This window comes from Gordonia sp. PDNC005 (genome assembly GCF_016919385.1).
Lineage (GTDB): Bacteria > Actinomycetota > Actinomycetes > Mycobacteriales > Mycobacteriaceae > Gordonia.
Genome location: NZ_CP070351.1, coordinates 1,813,493 through 1,828,340, shown reverse-complemented (window position 1 = coordinate 1,828,340; position 14,848 = coordinate 1,813,493). Strand labels below are relative to the sequence as shown.

Genomic DNA, 14,848 nt, shown 5'->3' with positions numbered 1-14,848 from the left:
GTTTCGATTCGAAACTGGGCCGAATATGCCCGTTGTAGTCCGATTGAATGAATATTCTTCGAATTGTTATGAGCCAGAACGGCTCCCAGCCAGCAAACCTTGGCTAGTGTCGTCAAGCGGAGTCGGTGGGACGAAGAACCTCCACCGGCCTCGACCGGAGATCGACTCGACGAAGATCGAAAGGACATCATGCGAGACATCATGCGACGGACGGCGGGGGTCGCCGCAGCGTTGGCGCTCACCGCGGCAGTGGTGGCGGGGTGCAGTGACGACAAGTCGGACGACGGAGCCGACTCATCGACTGCGGCCGCTTCGACAAGCGCCGATGGGTCGACGAGCTCGAGTGATTCGGCAGGCGCCGATTCGGCGAAGGACGTGCAGCTGACCGCCGCGAACGGCACGAAGGTCACGCTGACCGGGCCGATCGCCGCGAAGTACACGGCCGCGACGGATAAGCAGCGCACAGATCTGGGCAAGCCCAAGGCCGGTGACGACGACTACGCCGGCACGAGTGACAGCGGCGTCGTCTTCCAGCAGTTCGACGGCGGCGTGATCACTGCGAAGAACGCGGATGCCGGCACGCCGGCGTTCATCACGTGGGGCAAGATCCGCGATGCGTGGAACGTCGAGCGCGACGCGTCAGGTAAGCCGTCTGACGACGGAGAGTCCGGTTCCGACGGGCCTCTCGGCGCCGCGACGAGCGACGAGACCGAGGAGGGCACCGTCAAGAAGTCGACCTTCGAGAACGGGACCATCACGTGGGACTCCAAGACCAACAAGGTTGAGGTCACGGTCAAGGGCACCGTCGTTCCCGCGAAGTAGGACTCACTGGACGTTGCAGACTGAATCGAATGCAACAGTCGGACGCCGAGCTCGAGCGATTGCTCGAGCTCGGCGCCGTCACAGAAGGGTCGCCGGATCTGTGTTCGCGCCGCACACGATCACTGCGACGGTTTCGGACGACGCGGGAGCGTATGCACCGCTGCGGAGTGCGGCGAGTGCGGCTGCAGCTCCGTACTCGGCTGGGATCCGATACTCGTCCCACAGCGCGCGACGAGCATCCACGATGTCGTCGTCGGTTACCAGGACGCTGACCGGATCGACCGTTTGAGCCACTTGGAACCCGACGTCGCCGATCCGGCGGGCGCCGAGGGAGTCGGCGGCCACGCCCGACACGGAGACGTCCACGGGGCGCTCTGAGCGAAGGGCAGTGTGAAGGGTCGGAATCAGTTCCGGTTCGACGGCGACGACTCGGACGCCGTGATCGTGAGCGGCAGCCGCGACGCCCGCGAACAGGCCGCCGCCACCCACTGCGACGACGATCGTGTCGACATTCGGCACGTCGTCGACGATCTCGAGACCGATCACGCCTGCCCCTGCCGCGATGTCAGGCTGGTCGTACGCGTGGCAGAACAGTGCGCCGGTCTCGGCGACGTGACTCTGCGACGCGGCGTAGGCCTCGGCGTACTCGGTGCCGACCTGTCGGACGTCCGCGCCGAACGCCCGTAGGCGGTCCACCTTCACCTGGGGTGCGGTCTCGGGGACGAACACGGTGGCAGGTACTCCGAGCACTGATGCCGCGTACGCGTTGGCGAGTCCCGCGTTTCCACCCGACGCCGCGACGACACCGATTCGCGAGTCGAGGAGTCCGTGCTCCCGGGCCCGGAGTTGACGATTGAGTGCGCCCCTCGTCTTGAACACGCCACAGCGCTGCAGAAATTCAGCTTTGAACCAGATGTCGGCACCGGACTCGTGCGGGTCGGCGTGCAGAACAGGCGTGCGTCGCACATAGTCGGCGGTTCGACGGCGAGCGTCGCGGACATCCTCTGCAGTGATCACTGTCCCGAGACTAGTACTCCGGCGCGCCGCTCAGCGTCCACGACCGGAGGCTGTCATATCCACGGACGTCTTGGGGGTCCTGTTCGACGAACCGGTGCCGACCGGCGAGGGCGGTCGCAGTCCTCTCATCAACTCGGATCTCGTTCGGACGGCTCAGCGAGGTGAGTCGGCTGGCTATGTTGACCGTCGGACCGAATACGTCACCGACTCTCCTCAACACGGTCCCGGTGGCCAGGCCCGCGCGGACCGGCGGCCAGTCGGAGGGCCATTGGCCGAGCAGGTCCGCCGCGATCGCAATCCCCTCGGCCGGTTCCGCTGTTGTGAAGAGCACGGCGTCGCCGATCAACTTCACGACGCGCCCATCGTGAGCGCCGACGGCGTCGGTGGCCACGGATTCGAACAGCTCGAGCAGTCCGGCGAGGTCCGACGCGGTGGCGTGCCGCGACAGTGACGTGAAGCCGGAGATGTCTGCGAATCCGACTGTCACGTCCACGTCGGCGGTGCCTGAACGCTCGTAGCGGGCGACTGTCCGAGCGACGTAGGCGGCCAACTGTCGGCGCCATACGTACGCGTGAATGCTCTCGATCAACGGGAGGAGATCGTCGGCGAGGAGCTGGACGAGAGCGTCCTTCCCTCCGGGACCGTCGTCAACCGCAGCCAGCGCCACTCGGAACAGTTCGTCCCCCTCGCTTTCGGCGAGCTGAGAGAACACCTGTCCGGTCTGGCGCGCGAGAGCGGTCATGGTTGCGGGGCTGACGACGTCGAGGTCGAGTGCGTGCTTCACACGTTGCATCGCCGCCAGATCTCGGTCGGTCAAGGTGATCGCGTCATCGTCGGTGATGGGGAATCCCATCGACCGCCAGAGTCGGCGACTGTAGTCGGCGTCGATGCCTGTTCGGTCGGCGAGATCATTCGGACTGAGTGTGCGGTCGCCGCCGAGCAGGATCGACTCGACCGCTTCGGCGAGTGCTCGAGTGTCGACGTCGTCGTGATCGTTGTCCACCATTGAAACGGTATGTCGGCGAGCGGTCCCGGAGTGCGGATTTCACCACGACTCAACCGACGCTCGACTGGAGTGGTCAGTCACCGAGTCGGCGACCCAGGATCTGGGCGGCGTCCTCGAACGCTCCGGGATTCGGGCCCGAGTAGTTGAGCCGCAGGAAGGGGCCGGTCGGCTCGGTTGGGAACCACTCGTCGCCCGCGGCGACGACGAGCCCGTCCGATTCGCAGTCGCGGACCAGGGCCCGAACGTCGATCGGATCGGGAAGTCGAAGCCAGAGGTTCAGGCCTCCGTCAGGGACGGCGTCGAGATGCGCGGACGGTGCATGTCGTCGGAGTGATTCGACGAGGAGATCGCGTCGGGCACCCAGTTGGTTCCGGACCGACCTGAGGTGGCTCTGCCAGCCCGGAGCCGTGACGACGTCAACTGCCGCAGTCTGAAGTGCGGCGCTCACGTACATCGATTGGGCTGCGACATCGGCGAGCACACGGTTTCGGACGGGGCCTCGTGCGACGAGTCCCGCCACGCGGACAGACGGGGACACACTCTTGGTCAACGATCGGAGGTAGACGACGTGGCCGCCGTCGTCGTGCAGTGCGAGCGGCGTCGGATCGGAGCTGATACCGAAGTCGTGAGCCCAGTCGTCTTCGATCACGTACGCGCCGTGTGATGCGACAATGCCGAGCACCGTGTCGGCTAGGTCTCGATCCCATTGTGCTCCAGTGGGGTTGGAGTAGGTCGGTTGTGCGTAGAACACTCGAGCGCCGCTCTCGACGAAGGCTCGATCCAACTCGTCAGGGTCGGGTCCATTCGGCCCGCTCGGCACCGGGACGAGGTCGACACCTGCTTGTGCGGCGGCGAGTATCGCGCCCCAATAGGTCGGCGATTCAATGATCAGCGGGCCGCCCGGTCCCACAAGGGTCCGGAACAAGGCCGCGAGGCCGGCCTGGCTGCCCGGCAGCACGATCACATCGCTCGGCGTCGGGGGAGTGCAGCCGGATGGGGTTCGCCGTCCGAGGTCGGCTGCGAACCAGGCCTGGAGCTCCGGCAGACCTGCCGTGGGCGGGCGAGTGAATGCGTGATCGCTGCGTGCCGCTCGGGAGAGTGCGGTCGTGACCAGGCGTTCCGGCAGCAGTTCGCGGTCCGGGTAGCCGGAGTGCAACGAGATCACGTCGTTCGGGATCGTGCGTAGCGGCGCAGCGGTCGGTTCGGGAAGCTGTCGTCGGTTCGATCCGAGCGCCGCCGTCTGCCACCCGTAATCGTGGGGCTTCGCGGTGCGAGGTGGCCGCACGAAGGTTCCCACCCCGGTACGCGTCTCGACCAGGCCGCGATCGGAAAGGGTCCGCAGTGCCTTCTGAACCGTGACGGGACTGACTTCGTGGTCGGTCACAAGCCGACGTGTGGAAGGGAGTTGCGCCCCCGCGTCCGCGGCCGCGACCCACTTCTCGAGTGCGTCAACCAGACGTTCACTGCTACTCTTGGACATGAGCCATCAGGATACCGCTACTCTGCTTGCGCGGCCAGTGATACCCGCCCGTTCGGCCGGCCTTTGGATGGGTCTGCTCGGCGTGACGGCGTTCTCGTTCACCGTGCCATTCACGCGAATCGTGGTCTCCGACGGCGCGATGACGCCGCTATTCGTCGGTTCGGGTCGGGCGGTGATCGCGGCCTGTTTGGCCGGACTCGTGCTGCGGATAACACGGCAGCGACTGCCGGTCGGCCGACAATGGGTGCGGATCGCGGTGGTCGCCGGTGGTGTTGTCGTCGGCTTTCCGCTGCTCACGTCGTACGCTCTCACGACTGTGCCGGCGAGCCACGGTGCGGTGGTGATCGCCATTCTGCCTGCGGTGACCGCGGTGATGGCGGTGGTGCGAACCGGCGAGCGTCCCACCCGGACGTTCTGGGTCGCCTCCGCGGCGGGTGCGGTCGCCGCCGTAGTGTTCGCCGGGCTCGGCGGCGGTTCACTGTCGTTGCAGTGGGCTGACCTGTTGTTGTTCGTCGCCGTTGTGGTCTGCGCGATCGGGTATGCCGAAGGTGGCCTGCTCTCTCGCGAACTGGGCTCGTGGCAGACGATCTCGTGGGCGCTGGTCCTTGTGTCACCGCTGATGGTGGCGTTGACTGTGGCGGCGATCACGGTGCAGGCGCCTTCGGGCGGAGTCGTCGAATGGTCGGCATTCGCCTATCTCGGCGCAGTCAGCATGTTCCTCGGCTTCGTGGCTTGGTACCGCGGTCTCGCGATCGGCCCGATGGCGCAGGTGAGCCAAGTGCAACTCGTTCAGCCGATCATGTCGATCGTGTGGGCTGGACTGCTTCTTGGTGAACACATCGGCTGGGAGACCGTGGTGGGCGGCACCGCCGTGCTCGGTTGCGCCCTCTTCGCGGTCCGGGCGCGGAGTGGGCTCACAACGGGACGCGCCGGGCGCCGGATCCGGTCTGTGCGAGTTCGTCGTCCGGATTCAGGAGGCCGCACGCTTTCATCGACAGGCAGCCGCAGCCGATGCACCCGGTGAGTTCCTTCTCGAGCTTCTCGATGCCGAGCCTGCGCTGTTCGAGCGTCGTCTTCCATCGGCGTGAGGCTCGTTGCCAGTCCTCATGGCTCGGTCTGGTGTCAAGTGGAACCTCGGCGAACGCGTCCTGAACGTCGGACAGTGGGATGCCGAGGCGCTTGGCCACGGACACAAGTGCTACTCGCCGAAGCATGTGGCGAGGATAGCGGCGCTGGTTGCCCGATGTCCGCTGTGATGCGATCAGACCGAGCGTCTCGTAGTAGTGCAGCGCGGAGACGGCGACGCCGGTACGTCGGCTCATCTCGCCGACGGTCAGGAGTTCGTCCGGCTCGTGGTGTGTGGCGCTCGTGTGGTCCATGTCTCCACTGTAGCGGTTGACCTCAAGTGGACTTGAGGTCATAGCGTGACGGAAGTACCTCATTGAAAGGACGTCGACATGACCGACTACACGCTGCCCGAACTGCCGTACGACTACGACGCACTCGCGCCGCACATCTCAGGCAAGATCATGGAGTTGCACCATTCGAAGCATCACGCGAACTATGTCGCCGGGCTGAACGCCACTCTCGAAAAGCTGGCCGAGGCCCGTGACACGGGGAATTTCGGCGCGATCGTCGGTCTGGAGAAGACGCTCGCGTTCAACCTCGGTGGCCACATCAACCACTCGATCTTCTGGAAGAACCTGACTCCGAACGGCGGTGACAAGCCGACTGGTGAACTCGCGGCCGCCATCGACGAGCATTTCGGATCGTTCGACAAGTTCCGGGCGCATTTCGAGCAGACGGCTCTGACCATTCAGGGGTCGGGTTGGGCGATTCTCGCGTGGGACTCGCTCGGCGGCAAGCTGCACATCGTTCAGCTCTACGACCAGCAGAGCAACATTCCGGCCGCTCTCGTCCCGATCCTTCAGCTCGACATGTGGGAGCACGCCTTCTACCTCGACTACCTCAATGTGAAGGGGGACTACGTCAAGGCGTTCTGGAACATCGCGAACTGGGCCGACGCGCAAGAGCGGTTCGATGCGGCGATCACGCCCGGTCGTCTGGTCTTCTGAGTCGATGGACCCAGAAGCGAACCTGTACGACGCGTTCGCCGCGTACGGCAGCGGCGTATGCCTGGTGACCGTTCGAAACGGCGATGACGACTCGTTCTTCGTCGCCGCCTCGGTTCTGACCGCGTCGGTCGACCCGTTCGCACTCGCGGTGTCGGTCGGGGTGAGGCGGCCCGCGCTGGCCGCGATCAGCGAGGGTCGACCGTGGACGGTTTCGGTTCTCGCTGCAGATCATCTCGACTTGGTTCGGCGGCTCACGACGAAGACCACGCACGAAGAACGGCTGGCAGCGTTGCGCGCTGCTGGAGTCGAGCGGTCGCCGGACAGGACACTGCGTCTGCCGGACGCGCTCGCGACGTTCTCATGCGTGACGGCGTCGATGACGCCGGTGAACGATCAGGTCCTTGTCGTCGGCAGTGTGGTCGGTGGCGCCCTCGGCGACGGCCGTGCGCCCCTCCTACGGTGGGATCACGGATTTCACGGAGTCGCCGACATCACTGAACGGAAGCTGTCGGCCTAGGGCGTGTTGCGTCGCCGTCCACGACTCCCTCACTGCTCGTGTCCGTGAGGGAGTCGTCAGCGCGTTCACGAACACGAACCGATCGATTCGGTTGATGCGGCGATGCGAGAGAATCAGGTCCGGTTGAGCCTGTCCGAATCCCACGTGATTCGGTCGTTCTGATCGGTCGGCCACGCCTCGATGCCGGATGCCAGGAGTAGTTTTTCGATAACGACTGCGCTCGCTCCGATGTACGGGCTCCGGCGGTCAGTGGATTCCACTGCATCTCCGCGTGAGCGACGCCCCGCACATCCTCGCGACGGCGGCCCACGATAGCGAATCGGCGTCGCGACCGTCGAGTTCGCGGACGGCCGGATGGAAGACTCGCACATACCGCTCGAACCGGGGCGCCAGGAGGCTACCCACCGTGCCGGACTGATGCTTGTGCGCGTCGGCGGTGATCCATGACGCGTCAGGCGCGATGGTGAGCAGATCGTCGCCGGTCCAAGGTCGCGGTGTGCGCTCAGATGCGATCATTGCCTGATCGTACGGATAGGGGGTGTGCGGCGAAGCGGGCAAACGCGTGAAACGCTGTGTGGCCAGCAGGTATTCGGCGCTGACGGTGCGAGTTCGGAGTAGAGTGATAACCCCCGAGACGTCAGGAGAAGACGATGACCACACCGTCGCGTTCAGCTGTTTTCCGTAGTGCTGCAGTCGCGGCGGCGGTCAGTGCCACCGTTGTGGTCGGCGGGGTCGCAGGCAATGCGGCGGCCGACGTCAAACAGGGAACGTACACGTCGACGACCCTGTCCGGCGGCGCCGTTCTGCTCAAGCGTGACGGCCGCGTGCAAGGACACGACCTCGTCCTGATCGGCCGCTACCGGATCCATCCGATGGGGCATGGCAGCTACTACGTCGACTTCTTTCCCGGGCACCGCGTCATCATGAATCCGGACGGGCACGGAGGCTACCGTGGACCGGCATACTTCGGCGGCACGGTCATCGGATCGTTCACCCTCACACCGAAGCGATGAGCGACGCCTGGACATGGAAGCGGTAGCGACCAAGCGCCGCAGGCAACCGGCACCGCCGCAGGTGTTGTTCGACGACCTGACCTTGCCGAACCGGCAGCCCGCCAGGCTGTGGCTTGCCCTGCTCGACGACGAGGTTGAGCCCAGCGTGATCGATTCCGAACGACCGGGGCGAGTGGTCTGGTCGTCGCTGTGGACCAAACGGCCTGACCTTCGGGTCACGTTCGACTTGACCGACGTCGACGGAGCAACCGACCTGCGGTGGACATTGCTCGCGGATAGTCCCTTGACCGGCTCTCAACTCCGGCATGTGTGTCAACGCATCGGAACGCTCATCAACGCGAACCTTCGGTACACCTACGGGCAGTGACGGGCAGACTCGATCCGTGCGTCAACGGCGCCGCGGTGCTACTGTTTCCTACATGGAAACAGTAGGGGGAGTGCCAGACCGCGACGACGCGCGAAGAATGATGCAGTGGGCGGCCGAGTCGGAGAGGTCGACTCGTAATCCGCCGCTGCCGTGGGCATTCTTCGTCCTTCAAGCGACACTTCTCGCTGCGGCGTGCTGGGCTCAGGTTCTCCCTCGTGACATCGGAAGGGCGGCGACGGCCGTATGCCTGATCGGCGTCGTCGGTGTCGGTATCCGCTGGGTGTACGCGAGGTCCGGTTACGGTTTCGTGCGACCCGATGCGCGACAGTCCGGCCCGTACGTCCTTGCTATGTGTGTTCTGGCCGGAACCCCTGCGGTCCTTGCAGTCGGACTGGAGCAGCCATGGCTGTGGTTCGTCGCTGGGGGTCTCGCCGCTCTGACGACTCTCGACATGGGTCGGCGATACCGCGCGAGGTTCGGTCATGCATGAGCCGAGGTTCGATCCCGTCATCCACGCTCCGGCCCGCCTCCGGATCTGCGCGATCGCCGCGTCCTCGTCCTATGTCGAGTTCGGGGAACTTCAGAAGCGGTTGGAGCTGTCGAAATCGGCCCTCAGCAAGCAGGTCTCCCAGCTGACAGAGGCCGGGTATCTCAGCGAGGAGTACGTGACACGAGCGGGACGTTCTCGGCTACGGCTGGCCCTGACCGACGAAGGGCTCCGGGCGTACCGCGATCATGTCCGGGCACTCAAAGGCATCATCGATTCTCCGGCGCCTGCTGAGGAGCATGAACGGCCGGAGGCGTCGAGGTCTGACGCAGGGTCGGGCATCGAGTAGATCTGCGTCGGCGCCGGATCGACGTCGATGTAACCCACTGAACAGGAGATGGAAGACATGTCGAAATCAACCGGAAGACTCTCGTTCGCAGCGGTATCAGTCGGCGGCGCGATCCTCGCGTCGTCCCTGACAGGTGGAGTCGCCTCCGCCGCACCCAGTGCGAATCAAGCCGCCGCCAGGCAATTGACCTTCGCCATTCCAGCGATCGGCGGAGTGGAGATCGGGCCCGGTGGAGTCCCCGGCGGGTCGTTCCAGCAGACTCGAGTGATCGCTCGACCAGCGGGAAGAGCTTCCGTCGCGTTCGCCGCGACTGGTCTCGCACCGTGGTTCTACCAGTACGCCTACCGGTACGTGTCGGTCGCATGGCACAACGTCTCCACCGGCGCCGCGGGCACAGTCGCATTGAGACACTGGCAGCGTCCGAAGTTCCCGGTGTCCGGTCGGCCGGCGACACTCCCAACCGTGGCGACAGCCCGTACGGGTGCCGGTGTTGTCGTGGCGACAGTGACAGTCGTGCGGGAGCAGTACAAGGGAACGGCGCCCAGCAGCATCATTCCCGGCCTCAATGCACTAATCGTTCCTTGAGTACCAGGAGCCGGGAAGAATGATCACCTTCGCAAGAAGTCGTGTACCCGCAGGCGTTTTGACTCTGGTTGCAACGGCGTTGCTATTCGTCGGATGCAGCTCGAACGTTGAACCGACGGCGGCATCGACCACCGAATCATCACCGAGCACGCATCCGCCGCAACTGCATTCCTCATCCGATCGGCCGTCAGCGGTCGTGCCGGATCGCACGACGGAGCCTGTCGGCACCGCGGTCATCACGTCACCATCGGATCCAGTTGAGGCCAGTCCGGTCGACCCGAATGAACCGTCCGCAGCCGGGACGTACTGCGGGGACGGCTACAACCAGCTGGCAGTGTGGTCATTCGGCCCGGACTGCGCCACGGCGATGGCGGTTTCGGCTGCGTTCGGCGCCCGCCGCACAGCAGGGGACCGCGGCGTCATCAGCGTGTCGGCGGCGGGGCAGGAGTGGATGTGCGGCGAGAGTGGCAATGCCGTGCCGTACCTCGAATGCTCAAGCAATATCGGAGCTGTCCGTCTGACCTCATAACTGCCCCACAATCGAATCGAACCGACTATCGAGTTCGTGCATTGCGGTCATACGCGTCCGATATACGGTAGGAATGACACCATGCATCCGACCTTCGACGACGTGTACCGCCAGAAGTACCTCCTTCTGACGACGTTCACTAAGGACGGTCGGCCTAAGCCGACACCGGTCTGGGGCGTGCCGGACGGGGACAGGCTCCTGATCATCACCGATCGAGGGTCGTGGAAGACCAAACGCATCAACAACACACCGCGCGTCACGATTCAGAAATGCGGAATCTTCGGCAAGGTGAAGGGTGAACCTGTGGAGGCGCATGCACGAATACTCCCGGATTCGGATACCCGACAGGTTTTCGACATGATCGTCAAGCGGTACTGGCATCACGCGATCTACTTCGTGCCGCAGGCGATCCTTCGAGGTGGCATCGACAAGGTGCACGCGGCGATCGAGGTCACGGCCTGAGCGATCCGTTACGGCGCAGTCAGATCGGCGGCAAGTGCAAGCACACGGGCGGCGATGTCGTCGCGGACCAGGCGCATCCGTTCGATCCCGTCGATTCCGCGCTCTGACGGTTCGTCGGTGTCCCAGTTGATCAACCTGACCCCGGCGGGGGCGTCGACGACAGCTTCGCGGCCGAGGGTGACCACCAGGTCGACGCGGGCGAGCAACTCGGGGTCGATGGGCTGGGGAATCTCACCGCTGATGTCGATGCCGACCTCGGCTAGACTCTCGGCGGACAAGCCGTTGACTGCGGTGCCCGGATTGGTTCCGGCCGAGTGCACTTCGACGCCGTCACCGACGGCCTTGCGCATCAGGCCTGCGGCCATTTGGGACTTACCGCCGTTCTTCACGCACACGAACAACACACTCGGCGTCGCCGCGATGTCGGCGATGGTGGGGGAGTCGGGCATCAGTTCACGCTCTCAGAAGAGTCCGCGGCAGCGGAGGTGGAGGACGCGGTGAGGGGAAAGCGTTTGCGCAGAGCGAGCGAGACGTAGACGAGGCCGACGAGCACAGGGACCTCGATCAACGGGCCGACCACTCCCGCGAGAGCCTGCCCTGAGGTCGCGCCGTAGGTTGCGATCGCGACGGCGATGGCGAGCTCGAAGTTGTTGCCCGCCGCGGTGAACGCGAGCGTTGTCGTCCGTTCATATCCCAAGCCCATGACTGTGCCGAGTAGATATCCACCTCCCCACATGACCGCGAAGTAGGCGAGCAAGGGGAGTGCGATGCGAATGACGTCCCACGGGCGGTTGGTGATCTGTTCGCCCTGCAGCGCAAACAGGATGACGATGGTGAATAGGAGGCCGTAGAGGGCCCACGGCCCGATCGCCGGGAGGAAACGTTCGTCGTACCAAGCTCGGCCTTTGGCCTTTTCGCCGATACGACGTGAGAGGAAACCGGCGAGCAATGGGATGCCGAGGAAGACAAGCACCGACTTCGCGATCTGCCACGGCGAGGTGTCGATTGTGGTCTGCTCGAGACCGAGCCAGCCCGGCAGAACTGAAAGGTAGAACCAGCCCAGGGCGGCAAACATGATCACTTGGAACACCGAGTTCAGAGCGACGAGGACGGCGGCGGCCTCGCGATCGCCGCCGGCGAGGTCATTCCAGATGATCACCATGGCGATGCATCGGGCGAGTCCGACGATGATCAGTCCGGTTCGGTACTCGGGCAGATCGGGGAGCATCAACCAGGCGAGGGCGAACATCAGTGCAGGACCCAGCACCCAGTTCAGCAGCAGCGACCCGAGGAGTAGTTTTCGGTCGCCGGTGACGGTGTCCAGGCGGTCGTAGCGGACCTTGGCCAGGACCGGGTACATCATGATCAGCAAGCCCAAGGCAATAGGAAGGGAGACGCCGTCGACCTGGATCTTCTCCAACGCGGTGTTCAGTCCGGGAACCATCCGGCCAAGCAACAGGCCCACGACCATGGCTACGCCGATCCACACCGGCAGAAACCGGTCCAGAGTCGAGAGTCTGCCGACGACTGGCTGATGCTCTGAGGTGCTCACAGTCGAGTCTTCGTCTCGATGGTGGGAGCGAGCTCGCCTGCTCGTAAGACCTCGGCGAGTGTCGACAGAACTTCTGGAACGACGCGGTAGTACACCCAGGACGCGCGGCGTTCGGACTCCACCAGTCCCGCAGCCCTGAGCACCTTGAGGTGGTGGGAGATCGTCGGTTGCGAGACGTCGACGGCAGGGGAGATGTCACATACGCACGCCTCGCCGTTCGCGTGGCTGGCGATCAAACTGAACAATCGCAGCCGAACTGGGTCGGCGAGGGCCTTGAACACTCCGGCGAGGTCGAATGACAGAGACTCCGAGAGTGGCTCACGAACCAAGGGCGAACATCGCATCGTCGATCCGCGTGCGCCCTGTGACTTCGACATGAGTCAATATTGACACATGTCGAAGTCGGGGCAAAGTCGGTCGCTCGTGTGGAAGAGGAACCTCCGCGATGCTCGCCGGGTTGTCGACCTGCCGACGTTCAGGCCTTCCCTACACGACCTCAGGTCGAGGCGCGCTCCAGGTGCCATCGAGTACCGACTGGTGTGGGCGGTACAACCGTAGGACGTAGTTCCAGCCCGGCATGATCGGGAGTGCATTCGGTACGCGATCAACCTGCACGCCGAAACGGATGGTCACGCCACCATCGTCATCGGGAATCGCAGTGAGACTGTTGATGCTGTTGACGCCCAGGGTGTTCTCTTCGAAATACCCGGCAGCGTTGTAGACCGACACCGACCAGAACGCGTGAACCGGAACGTCTTTGAGGTGCAGCCGGTACTCGTCGACGGGGAGGTTCTCATTCACGCTGATGTACGTCGCTTCGTACTCCGGCAGTCCTCCCCAGCCCGATGCCGTACCCAGAAGGTGGAGGATCGGGTCGACCTCGGTTCTTGTCCCGAATGAATTGTCGTACTTGCTCACGCCGCGAGCGAGGTCGAGGATCGCGTTGCGTGTCTCCGTGTGTGACGATTTGTCGTAGTCGGGCATCGGATAGTTCCCCGAGCCCCCACCGACCAGCTGGAGCGCGTCTTGCAGCCGGTTGACCTCGGAGACGTCGTCAGGGTCCGCGGGATCGACCAGGATGCGCACCAGCACGCCTGCGTAGTCCGTCCCGACAAGATCGCGGGTGACGCGGTGCTCCCCGGGGGCACTGAAGATCGCCTGTCCGAAGTGGTCCTGGTTGACGATGAATGCCGAGACGTACTTCTTTCCGGTGTCCGGAATCGTGAGAAGCACGTCATCGCTGACGTCAATGATCGCCATGCTGTAAAGGGTGTCGCGATTCTGTCGGATGACAGGTTGATTGTCGAGGGGTGTCACCTCATAGGTGTGATTCCATTCGCCGATGCCATGCGGCGCGGCGAGCCGCGAGAACATGAGATCAGTTTCGGCTCGATTGAAATTCTGGACGTTGACGGAGATTGGTGTCATGGTGTGATTCCTTTGTGGACGTGGGGAGCGTCTAGCGCAGCAGTTGTGCTTTTGCGGCATCGAATTCGGCGTCGCTCAGCAGCCCCTGAGTTCTCAGTCGACTCAGGCTCTGGAGTTCAGCGACGAGATCAGTCGGCGGTGGAGCCGATGCGGCGCCCTGCTGTGCCGCGTACTGGGCGGCATCGAACTGTTGTTGCGTCTCAGCCTGCTGATGGGCAGCCATTCGTGCGTTAACCGCATTCGCAGTTCCGGCGACGACCGCCGTTCGTGCGGCGAGCCCGAGCAGGCCGGGGCGTCCGCCCCTGGGGATGTACGGCATGTCAGTGTCTTCCCTCTGCGGCGAGCGAGTCGACCAACGCATTGACGACCGGTGCTGGGATCCGCTCGAATGCGAGGAGCTCTCCTCCCGATGCTGCCGTCTTCTGGGCGAGATCACGCTGATACGACAGCTCGACTGCGACGAGTAGAGCGGTGGCGCCCTCGGGAATCAATGTGGCGAAGGCATCGACGTCCTCGTGACCGATGAGTCCGATCGCGCCGAGAGCCGCGATCTCGAGCTCCACTCCGTTCATGATGTCGGTGGCCTCGAAGACGGTGGTGTCCCCGTCTTCGTTGCGGGAGATGAGGATCAGGTCGAGGACCGTCATCAGGCCGGTGTCGGCGAGGTCGGTCAGGGCTGCGAGAGCCCCTGGATCCGGTCGGTGCCCGGCCAGCCCGATCAAGTAGAGATCGACCGGACCGAACTGATAGCCGGTGGTCATGAGGCCCGTCATGCCAGTGCCTTCGCTTTGATCCGGTCGAATTCGGCGTCGCTGATGACGCCGGATTCGAGGAGGTTCGCCGCGGCGACGATTTCTTCGCTGGGGCTGGTGCCCGCGACCTCACGGATGTAGGTCTGTGCGGCAGTCTCGGCGCGGCTTGCAGCTCGCTCGCTGCGTTCGGCCATGCCTTGGCCGCGGGCGATGAGATAGATCAGTGCGGTGAGGAATGGCAGGAACACCAAGAGCAGAACCCAGGCAGCTTTCCACCATCCGCTGAGTTCACGATCTCGAAGCAGGTCGCCGATGATCGCGAACAGCGCGAAGAGATAGCCGATGAACAAGACTGCCCAGAACGTCCAGCCGAGGATTTCCCAGAAGTACATGATGTTTGTCTCCGT

At 64.1% G+C, this 14,848-nt stretch carries 23 protein-coding genes; 11 read left to right on the top strand and 12 right to left on the bottom strand.

All coding sequences use genetic code 11. The annotated features are described in order from the left end of the window. Positions 1-189 precede the first annotated feature (189 nt). A complete protein-coding gene (locus JVX90_RS08720; RefSeq protein ID WP_205331953.1) occupies positions 190-822 on the top strand; it encodes a hypothetical protein in 633 nt (210 codons plus the stop codon). A 78-nt stretch (positions 823-900) separates the two neighbouring features. On the opposite strand, the gene JVX90_RS08715 is transcribed toward JVX90_RS08720, so the two are convergent. From JVX90_RS08715 to JVX90_RS08705, 3 genes are all read right to left on the bottom strand, one after another. Further along, positions 901-1,839, bottom strand: a complete 939-nt coding sequence (locus JVX90_RS08715; RefSeq protein ID WP_205331952.1) for a threonine/serine dehydratase — start codon at positions 1,837-1,839, stop codon at positions 901-903. A gap of 10 nt (positions 1,840-1,849) precedes the next feature. Then, positions 1,850-2,845 carry an adenylate/guanylate cyclase domain-containing protein gene (locus JVX90_RS08710; RefSeq protein ID WP_205331951.1) on the bottom strand — a complete coding sequence of 332 codons (996 nt, stop codon included), beginning with the start codon at positions 2,843-2,845 and terminating at the stop codon, positions 1,850-1,852. Positions 2,846-2,918: 73 nt separating this feature from the next. Next, the gene (locus tag JVX90_RS08705) at positions 2,919-4,325 is read right to left on the bottom strand and encodes a PLP-dependent aminotransferase family protein (RefSeq protein ID WP_205331950.1); all 1,407 of its coding nucleotides are present in this window, start codon (positions 4,323-4,325) and stop codon (positions 2,919-2,921) included. Here JVX90_RS08705 and JVX90_RS08700 point away from each other — a divergent pair. Continuing rightward, positions 4,324-5,349: a DMT family transporter gene (locus JVX90_RS08700; RefSeq protein WP_205331949.1), complete on the top strand. Its 1,026-nt coding sequence runs from the start codon at positions 4,324-4,326 to the stop codon at positions 5,347-5,349. The two genes, JVX90_RS08705 and JVX90_RS08700, sit on opposite strands and share 2 nt — an antisense overlap. Here the strand turns inward: JVX90_RS08700 and soxR are convergent. Then, positions 5,240-5,704 (bottom strand): redox-sensitive transcriptional activator SoxR, encoded by a 465-nt coding sequence (gene soxR, locus JVX90_RS08695; RefSeq protein WP_205331948.1) that lies wholly within the window; start codon positions 5,702-5,704, stop codon positions 5,240-5,242. The genes JVX90_RS08700 and soxR overlap by 110 nt on opposite strands. Before the next feature lie 78 nt (positions 5,705-5,782). Here soxR and JVX90_RS08690 point away from each other — a divergent pair, with 78 nt between their 5' ends. Then, positions 5,783-6,400 (top strand): superoxide dismutase, encoded by a 618-nt coding sequence (locus JVX90_RS08690; protein ID WP_205331947.1) that lies wholly within the window; start codon positions 5,783-5,785, stop codon positions 6,398-6,400. A gap of 4 nt (positions 6,401-6,404) precedes the next feature. Beyond that, positions 6,405-6,917 (top strand): flavin reductase, encoded by a 513-nt coding sequence (locus tag JVX90_RS08685; RefSeq protein ID WP_205331946.1) that lies wholly within the window; start codon positions 6,405-6,407, stop codon positions 6,915-6,917. Between the two features lie 246 nt (positions 6,918-7,163). Here the strand turns inward: JVX90_RS08685 and JVX90_RS08680 are convergent, their stop codons facing one another. Next, on the bottom strand, positions 7,164-7,433 hold the full coding sequence (locus JVX90_RS08680; protein WP_205331945.1) for a hypothetical protein: 270 nt from the start codon (positions 7,431-7,433) through the stop codon (positions 7,164-7,166). Between the two features lie 134 nt (positions 7,434-7,567). On the opposite strand from JVX90_RS08680, the gene JVX90_RS08675 reads away from it, so the two are divergent. The 7 genes from JVX90_RS08675 (at position 7,568) to JVX90_RS08645 (ending at position 10,709) form a co-directional block, all read left to right on the top strand. Next, a complete protein-coding gene (locus JVX90_RS08675; protein ID WP_205331944.1) occupies positions 7,568-7,930 on the top strand; it encodes a hypothetical protein in 363 nt (120 codons plus the stop codon). A gap of 13 nt (positions 7,931-7,943) precedes the next feature. Next, the gene (locus JVX90_RS08670) at positions 7,944-8,297 is read left to right on the top strand and encodes a hypothetical protein (protein ID WP_205331943.1); all 354 of its coding nucleotides are present in this window, start codon (positions 7,944-7,946) and stop codon (positions 8,295-8,297) included. Between the two features lie 52 nt (positions 8,298-8,349). Next, positions 8,350-8,787 carry a hypothetical protein gene (locus JVX90_RS08665; RefSeq protein WP_205331942.1) on the top strand — a complete coding sequence of 146 codons (438 nt, stop codon included), beginning with the start codon at positions 8,350-8,352 and terminating at the stop codon, positions 8,785-8,787. Next, positions 8,780-9,133, top strand: a complete 354-nt coding sequence (locus JVX90_RS08660; RefSeq protein ID WP_205331941.1) for a transcriptional regulator — start codon at positions 8,780-8,782, stop codon at positions 9,131-9,133. The genes JVX90_RS08665 and JVX90_RS08660 overlap by 8 nt, the downstream gene beginning before the upstream one ends. 57 nt (positions 9,134-9,190) lie before the next feature. Next, complete coding sequence (locus JVX90_RS08655) at positions 9,191-9,718, top strand: hypothetical protein (protein WP_205331940.1); 528 nt, start codon at positions 9,191-9,193, stop codon at positions 9,716-9,718. A 196-nt stretch (positions 9,719-9,914) separates the two neighbouring features. After that, positions 9,915-10,247, top strand: coding sequence for a hypothetical protein (locus tag JVX90_RS08650; RefSeq protein ID WP_205331939.1), 333 nt, complete (start codon positions 9,915-9,917; stop codon positions 10,245-10,247). A gap of 81 nt (positions 10,248-10,328) precedes the next feature. Next, entirely contained in the window at positions 10,329-10,709 is a 381-nt protein-coding gene (locus JVX90_RS08645; RefSeq protein WP_205331938.1) for a PPOX class F420-dependent oxidoreductase, read from the top strand. 8 nt (positions 10,710-10,717) lie between these two features. Here the strand turns inward: JVX90_RS08645 and JVX90_RS08640 are convergent, their stop codons facing one another. The 7 genes from JVX90_RS08640 to JVX90_RS08610 all read right to left on the bottom strand — a co-directional run bounded on the left by JVX90_RS08640 (position 10,718) and on the right by JVX90_RS08610 (position 14,833). Beyond that, a complete protein-coding gene (locus JVX90_RS08640; RefSeq protein WP_205331937.1) occupies positions 10,718-11,158 on the bottom strand; it encodes a low molecular weight phosphatase family protein in 441 nt (146 codons plus the stop codon). After that, complete coding sequence (gene arsB, locus JVX90_RS08635) at positions 11,158-12,261, bottom strand: ACR3 family arsenite efflux transporter (protein ID WP_205331936.1); 1,104 nt, start codon at positions 12,259-12,261, stop codon at positions 11,158-11,160. Before arsB ends, JVX90_RS08640 begins: the two co-directional genes overlap by 1 nt. Continuing rightward, positions 12,258-12,638, bottom strand: a complete 381-nt coding sequence (locus JVX90_RS08630) for a metalloregulator ArsR/SmtB family transcription factor (protein WP_240194108.1) — start codon at positions 12,636-12,638, stop codon at positions 12,258-12,260. Before JVX90_RS08630 ends, arsB begins: the two co-directional genes overlap by 4 nt. Positions 12,639-12,747: 109 nt before the next feature. Then, positions 12,748-13,635, bottom strand: a complete 888-nt coding sequence (locus tag JVX90_RS08625; RefSeq protein WP_345891090.1) for a DUF1214 domain-containing protein — start codon at positions 13,633-13,635, stop codon at positions 12,748-12,750. Positions 13,636-13,720: 85 nt separating this feature from the next. Beyond that, positions 13,721-14,008, bottom strand: coding sequence for an SHOCT domain-containing protein (locus tag JVX90_RS08620; RefSeq protein WP_205331934.1), 288 nt, complete (start codon positions 14,006-14,008; stop codon positions 13,721-13,723). 1 nt (position 14,009) lies between these two features. After that, positions 14,010-14,462, bottom strand: a complete 453-nt coding sequence (locus JVX90_RS08615; RefSeq protein WP_240194107.1) for a DUF6325 family protein — start codon at positions 14,460-14,462, stop codon at positions 14,010-14,012. Continuing rightward, the gene (locus JVX90_RS08610; protein ID WP_205331933.1) at positions 14,459-14,833 is read right to left on the bottom strand and encodes a PLDc N-terminal domain-containing protein; all 375 of its coding nucleotides are present in this window, start codon (positions 14,831-14,833) and stop codon (positions 14,459-14,461) included. The genes JVX90_RS08615 and JVX90_RS08610 overlap by 4 nt, the downstream gene beginning before the upstream one ends. Between the last annotated feature and the right edge of the window lie 15 nt (positions 14,834-14,848).

Excerpts from the sequence above, each read along its gene's own strand:
- JVX90_RS08710 (WP_205331951.1), bottom strand. The coding sequence starts at position 2,845 with ATGGTGGACAACGATCACGACGACGTCGACACTCGAGCACTCGCCGAA.
- JVX90_RS08670 (WP_205331943.1), top strand. The coding sequence starts at position 7,944 with ATGGAAGCGGTAGCGACCAAGCGCCGCAGGCAACCGGCACCGCCGCAG.
- JVX90_RS08625 (WP_345891090.1), bottom strand. The coding sequence starts at position 13,635 with ATGTTCTCGCGGCTCGCCGCGCCGCATGGCATCGGCGAATGGAATCAC.
- JVX90_RS08630 (WP_240194108.1), bottom strand. The coding sequence starts at position 12,638 with ATGTCGAAGTCACAGGGCGCACGCGGATCGACGATGCGATGTTCGCCC.
- JVX90_RS08720 (WP_205331953.1), top strand. The coding sequence starts at position 190 with ATGCGAGACATCATGCGACGGACGGCGGGGGTCGCCGCAGCGTTGGCG.
- JVX90_RS08655 (WP_205331940.1), top strand. The coding sequence starts at position 9,191 with ATGTCGAAATCAACCGGAAGACTCTCGTTCGCAGCGGTATCAGTCGGC.
- soxR (WP_205331948.1), bottom strand. The coding sequence starts at position 5,704 with ATGGACCACACGAGCGCCACACACCACGAGCCGGACGAACTCCTGACC.
- JVX90_RS08660 (WP_205331941.1), top strand. The coding sequence starts at position 8,780 with ATGCATGAGCCGAGGTTCGATCCCGTCATCCACGCTCCGGCCCGCCTC.
- JVX90_RS08610 (WP_205331933.1), bottom strand. The coding sequence starts at position 14,833 with ATGTACTTCTGGGAAATCCTCGGCTGGACGTTCTGGGCAGTCTTGTTC.
- JVX90_RS08690 (WP_205331947.1), top strand. The coding sequence starts at position 5,783 with ATGACCGACTACACGCTGCCCGAACTGCCGTACGACTACGACGCACTC.
- JVX90_RS08665 (WP_205331942.1), top strand. The coding sequence starts at position 8,350 with ATGGAAACAGTAGGGGGAGTGCCAGACCGCGACGACGCGCGAAGAATG.
- JVX90_RS08705 (WP_205331950.1), bottom strand. The coding sequence starts at position 4,325 with ATGTCCAAGAGTAGCAGTGAACGTCTGGTTGACGCACTCGAGAAGTGG.
- JVX90_RS08645 (WP_205331938.1), top strand. The coding sequence starts at position 10,329 with ATGCATCCGACCTTCGACGACGTGTACCGCCAGAAGTACCTCCTTCTG.
- JVX90_RS08680 (WP_205331945.1), bottom strand. The coding sequence starts at position 7,433 with ATGATCGCATCTGAGCGCACACCGCGACCTTGGACCGGCGACGATCTG.
- JVX90_RS08700 (WP_205331949.1), top strand. The coding sequence starts at position 4,324 with ATGAGCCATCAGGATACCGCTACTCTGCTTGCGCGGCCAGTGATACCC.
- JVX90_RS08615 (WP_240194107.1), bottom strand. The coding sequence starts at position 14,462 with ATGACGGGCCTCATGACCACCGGCTATCAGTTCGGTCCGGTCGATCTC.
- JVX90_RS08675 (WP_205331944.1), top strand. The coding sequence starts at position 7,568 with ATGACCACACCGTCGCGTTCAGCTGTTTTCCGTAGTGCTGCAGTCGCG.
- JVX90_RS08685 (WP_205331946.1), top strand. The coding sequence starts at position 6,405 with ATGGACCCAGAAGCGAACCTGTACGACGCGTTCGCCGCGTACGGCAGC.
- JVX90_RS08620 (WP_205331934.1), bottom strand. The coding sequence starts at position 14,008 with ATGCCGTACATCCCCAGGGGCGGACGCCCCGGCCTGCTCGGGCTCGCC.
- JVX90_RS08640 (WP_205331937.1), bottom strand. The coding sequence starts at position 11,158 with ATGCCCGACTCCCCCACCATCGCCGACATCGCGGCGACGCCGAGTGTG.